Annotated in this window: 6 protein-coding genes; all 6 read left to right on the top strand. The window is 54.5% G+C overall.

Annotated features, from left to right (window positions below; translation table 11 throughout):
• Positions 1-489 (top strand): VTT domain-containing protein (locus JW953_18625; protein MBN1994719.1); only part of this gene is annotated, 489 nt, incomplete at its 5' end.
• Between the two features lie 162 nt (positions 490-651).
• Positions 652-1290 (top strand): hypothetical protein, encoded by a 639-nt coding sequence (locus tag JW953_18620; protein MBN1994718.1) that lies wholly within the window; start codon positions 652-654, stop codon positions 1288-1290.
• A 135-nt stretch (positions 1291-1425) separates the two neighbouring features.
• Positions 1426-2139: a response regulator transcription factor gene (locus tag JW953_18615; GenBank protein MBN1994717.1), complete on the top strand. Its 714-nt coding sequence runs from the start codon at positions 1426-1428 to the stop codon at positions 2137-2139.
• 69 nt (positions 2140-2208) lie between these two features.
• Positions 2209-3588 (top strand): HAMP domain-containing protein, encoded by a 1380-nt coding sequence (locus tag JW953_18610; GenBank protein MBN1994716.1) that lies wholly within the window; start codon positions 2209-2211, stop codon positions 3586-3588.
• 114 nt (positions 3589-3702) lie between these two features.
• Positions 3703-4452, top strand: a complete 750-nt coding sequence (locus tag JW953_18605; GenBank protein MBN1994715.1) for an ABC transporter ATP-binding protein — start codon at positions 3703-3705, stop codon at positions 4450-4452.
• A partial coding sequence (locus JW953_18600; GenBank protein ID MBN1994714.1) for an ABC transporter permease occupies positions 4439-5376 on the top strand: 938 nt, incomplete at its 3' end. The genes JW953_18605 and JW953_18600, both read left to right, overlap by 14 nt.

Here is a 5376-nt window from a genome sequence, read left to right as displayed (position 1 = left end):
ATTGATTGGCGCGCCGCCTTATTGGCCGGGCTGTTGGGCGCGGTAATGGGCGATAACGCCGGTTACGCCCTGGGCCGTTTTGCCAACGGCTGGATACAGCGTCGTTTTGGTCGGTCGTCCGCCTGGCAAACGGCGCAGCAGCGGTTTGCTCAAAGCGGGGCGGTAGCGGTTTATGCCACTCGCTTTCTGTTCACCCCGCTGGCCATTCCTACCAACCTCATCGCCGGGGGGAGTGGGTACAAGTTTCAAAGATTTTTTACTTACGATGTGGCCGGAGAATTTACCTGGCTGGTGTTGTATGGTGGGCTGGGCTACACTTTTGGCAGTCAATGGGCAGTGGTCAGCCAGGCCATTAGTAATTACACCGGTTATCTGGTTGCATTAGCCGTGATGGGGTTGGGCATTTACTGTTTGCGCCGATACTTGCGGCAGAGGCTTGTAACGCCTCAAAGGGCGACTCTGGAAATTGTTCACGCGCAGGCAATATAAAGGTCAAAAATTCAGCAATTTTTGCAATGATTCTGCACAAAATCTCGATAATTACCCGGTATACTCGGATTAGGTGACAGGATTGGTGACAGTCACTTTCAAAGTGACTGTCACCAATCCTAATCCTAATCCTGATCAAAACAAAACTTTTGGAGGTACAAAATGTCAAAGAAATGGAAAATCACTATTGGTGTCATCATTATTATTGTTGGGCTGGTGGGGCTGGGCATGCTCCGCTGGGGCAATAGAGTCTATTGGAGTAGCGGCGGCGAGCGCGGCTGGAGCCTGGGCGCTTATGCGTACCAGGTTTTTGGCTGGGATTCGGCCAACTACCTTGCTGATTTAAACAAAGGCCCGGCCCGGCGGACATCCCCGGCGGATGTGCCCCTGGCGGATGATAATGGCGACGGCGTGCCCGACCGAGGCAGGGTTGACGCCCCACCCATGGCTTTTGGCCGAGGCTTTCCGGGGCGGGGAGACCGTTTGGAGGGAGCGCCCGGCGCAAAGATGGCCCAAGTAGAGGTGCAATTGCTAGACGATAACGGCGATGGCATACCCGACCGGGGCGTAATTGACCATCCGGCCCAACCCACCTTTGGTCGTCAGTTTGGCCCTGACCGCCACTTTCATAGGGAAGCCGGTTATCGGCAATTTGACCGGGGATTCGCCCCCTTCCTGTTCATCGGCGGGTTATTTCGCCTGGCTTTCCTGGCCTTGTTAGTGGGTGTGGGTGTTTTCTTCTATCGCCGCTGGCGGGCCAATCGTTCCCCGGCGCCGGTCAACGGGCAAACGGAAGCGTAGTAAAAGCGCGGGTGACAGTCACTTCTAAAGTGACTGTCACTCGCCGGACACATGCCGGAATAATTTTTTCCAGAATCTGCACAAAGTCTGCACAATTACATGGTATACTATGGTAATGATCGGTAGGAGAAGAGAATGTCATTACCAAAAGCGGCCCAACGAATTCTGGTGGTAGACGACGACCTTGATATTGTGCGCCTGGTGCGGGCTTATCTGGAAAAGGCCGGTTATCAGGTGTTAACCGCCTACGACGGCAAAACAGCCATGCATATTCTCCGCCACGACCGGCCCACCCTGGTTGTGCTTGATTTGATGTTGCCGGATCGGGATGGCTGGGACATCACCCGGCTGGTGCGCAGCGATCCCATTTTAGCCGACACACCCATCATCATGCTGACTGCCCGCATTGACGACACCGACAAAATCATCGGCCTTGAACTGGGCGCGGACGATTATATCACCAAACCCTTCAATCCCCGCGAGGTGGTGGCTCGTGTTCGCAGTGTTTTGCGGCGCAGCCAGGGGAACAATATTGCCAAACAAACTCGCGTATTACAAATGGCCGGTTTGCTGATGGACCTTGACCGCCGCGAGGTAATGGTCAACGGCCAGCCGGTCGAATTGACTACCACCGAGTTTAGCCTGTTAAAAACTCTGCTGGAAAGTCCTGGCTATGCCTTCACTCGCAGCGAATTGATTGAGCAGGCCCTGGGCTATGAATACGAAGGCTCAGAGCGCACTTTGGATAGTCACATGCGCAATCTCCGCCGTAAAATTGAACCCAGGCCCGGCGAAAAAACCTACATTCAAACCGTCTATGGCGTGGGCTACCGGCTGGTTGAAGTGTGAGCAGAGAGGTGAGGTAAAAAGGAGGGGAAAAGGTTTCCATTCCCCTGCTCCCTACTGCTGAGGATAACAATGAACAAACTGTGGGTCCGTTTAAGTTTAGGTTTTAGCGGCGTGGTTATTGTCACGGCCTTTTTAATTACCCTCACCGGCACTATTGTCGGCTGGTTGAGCCATCGCTACCCGCCTCGGGATAATCTTGACCGCCTGGAAGCAATGGCTAATTTAGCCGATGAACTGGCCCTTTACTACCAAACCTGGCAAAGTTGGGCCGGCAGCGAAACATTATTGCTGAGAGCGCAGAATAATTTTGACGACAGTGCCCAGGAAAGATATAACGCCTTTTTTTTGGCCGATGCTACCGGCCAGGTGGTCTACCATGTTCGAGCCAGCCAAATGGGGCGTCCTCTCAATGGGATCAGGCAGGAAAATCTTTTGCCCATCCGGGTTAATGGGCAAACCGTGGGCTATCTGGGCTTAGATCCTATTTTTAGAAGAGATTTTGAGGGGCCGCCGGACTTTGTGGTTGGTCTGGCCAGGGCCTTATTTATGACCGCCCTTATTGCCAGCGGCAGCGGCATTGTGTTTGGCGTGCTCATGAGCCGCTCGCTGACGGCTCCGTTGAATAACCTGGCCCAGGCCGCCAAATCCTTTGGCTCCCGCAATCTCAGCCGGCGGGTTCAAGAAAAAGGCAGCGCGGAGATGATTGCCGTAGCCCGCGCCTTCAATGAGATGGCCACCGATTTGGAACAGGCCGAACAATTACGCCGTAACCTGCTGGCCGATGTGGCCCACGAACTGCGCACGCCGTTGACCGTATTGCAAGGAAATATGCGGGGCATTTTAGATGAAGTTTTTCCCTGCGATAATAACGAGATTGCCCGTTTGTACGAACACACCCGCTTCTTGAGCCGTTTGGTGAACGACCTGCACGAATTAGCCCAGGCCGAAGCCAAACAACTGCCGCTTGATATTCAGGAAATTGACCTGGCCCAACTTGTTACTGCCGCCAGCGATGCTTTTCGGCCGGGGGCCGAGGCCAAAGAAGTGGCCCTGGAAACTGACTTGCCCCACAACTTACCCTCCCTCCAGGTTGACGCGGCGCGACTGCGCCAGGTTTTGCAAAATTTATTGGCTAATGCCTTGCGCCACACCCCGGCGGGTGGCGCAATCACCATTGGCGCTCAAGCCGAGGCCGGCGTTGTGCGCCTGACCGTTTCCGATACCGGCGATGGTATCCCGCCGGAGCATCTGCTGCACATTTTCGACCGTTTTTATCGCACCGACCCCGCTCGCAGCCGCGATAAAGGCGGCGCGGGTTTGGGGTTGGCCATCACCCGCGCCATTGTGGAAGCTCACGGTGGTACCATCTCGGTGGCCAGCCCGGGTGTGCCGGGCGAGGGGACAATTTTTACCATTGTCCTGCCCGGGCCGCCAGAACAGACCCAATAGCCGGAGAGAATTACCGAATCGTCTCAAATTTGCACAAAATCTGCACAATTAGATGATATACTTACTGCTGATGAAAAATAATCAACCGGCGAATACAAAAATCAGGATGGAAGCATGACTCAAACCAAACCAAACACATCACTTATTGAAATAGAAGAAATGACCAAAGTGTACCAGATGGGCCATGTTGAAGTACATGCCCTGCGCGGCGTCTCGCTGGCAGTGAAGGAAGGCGAGTATGTGGCCGTGATGGGATCCAGCGGGTCCGGCAAAAGCACGCTGATGAACATGATTGGCCTGCTCGACCGGCCCACCGGCGGCACTTACAAAATTCGAAACGCCGAGTCGAGCAAGATGAGCAAAAGCCGGCTGGCCGACCTGCGTAACCGCGAAATTGGTTTTGTGTTTCAACAGTTCAATTTGTTGGCCCGGGTCAACGCCCGCCGCCAGGTGGAACTGCCCTTATTTTATGCCGGAATTTCGGGCCGCCGCAGCCGGGCAATGGCCCTGGCCGCGCTGGAGCGGGTAGGGCTGGCCGACCGGGCCAACCATCGCCCCGATGAGCTATCCGGCGGACAGCAGCAACGGGTAGCCATTGCCCGCGCCCTGGTCAACCAGCCGGCCATCCTTTTGGCCGATGAACCGACCGGCGCGTTAGACAGCCAAACCAGCACCGAAGTGATGGACCTGTTTGACGAACTCCACGCCCAGGGTTTGACCCTCATCATCGTTACCCACGATCCAATTGTGGCCCGGCGGGCCGAGCGTGTTATTACCTTGAACGATGGCAAAATTGTTTCCGATAAACAAAACGGCCACAAATTAGTTGCGCCAATGATGGGGATTGAAAATGAAAGTCATTAAATATTTACAAGTGGCCCTGGAAAGTATCATTGCCCACAAAATGCGGGCTATCTTGACAATGCTGGGCATTATTATTGGCGTGGCCGCCGTGCTCACCACTATGGGCATTGGCCGCGGCGCAACAGCCAACATCACCGAACATATTGAGAGCCAGGGCACTAACTTGTTATCAATTATGTCGGGGGCCACCAGCAGCCGCGGGGTTAGTAGCGCCGGAGGTTCGGCCATTACCCTGACCATAGGCGATGCTGAAGCTTTAATGGCTACCACCTTGCATCCTGCTGTGGGTCTGGTGGCTCCGGTGTACAACGCTTATGCCCAATTGGTCTATGGCGATACCAATACGCAAAGCCAGATCAACGGCGTTACCGCAAATTATGCCGAAGTGCGCAATCTAAAAGTGGCTTCGGGGCGTTTTTTGACCGAGGAAGATGTGGCCCAAAAAAGCCACGTGGTGGTCATTGGCCCGGAGCTGGCCTCTGATCTTTTTGGTGATGAGAATCCGGTGGGGTTAAATGTGCGGATTGGCGGCCAACCTTTTCAGGTGGTAGGCGTGTTAGAAGAAATGGGCGGTTTTGGCCGAGACAACCCTGATACCCAGGCCTTTGTGTCCATTGGGGTAGCCCAGGGACGGCTCTTCAACGCGTCGCGCTATCGGGGAGAGTATACCGTGTCCACGATCAATATTCAGGTGGTCAGCAGCGATCAGGTTGAGGCCGCCAAACAACAAGTTGAAACCACCCTGCGATTGCGCCATAATCTCACCGCCGATGAAGACAATGATTTTTACATTTTTGATCAGGCCAGTTTGCTGGAAACTGCGGCCGACATTTCGGCGACGCTGACAATCTTCCTGGGCTCTATTGGGGCCATCAGTTTATTGGTCGGCGGCATCGGCATTATGAACATTATGCTGGTTTCAGT

Source organism: Anaerolineae bacterium, assembly GCA_016931895.1.
Lineage (GTDB): Bacteria > Chloroflexota > Anaerolineae > 4572-78 > J111 > JAFGNV01.
This window is presented reverse-complemented; position numbering and strand designations above follow the sequence as displayed.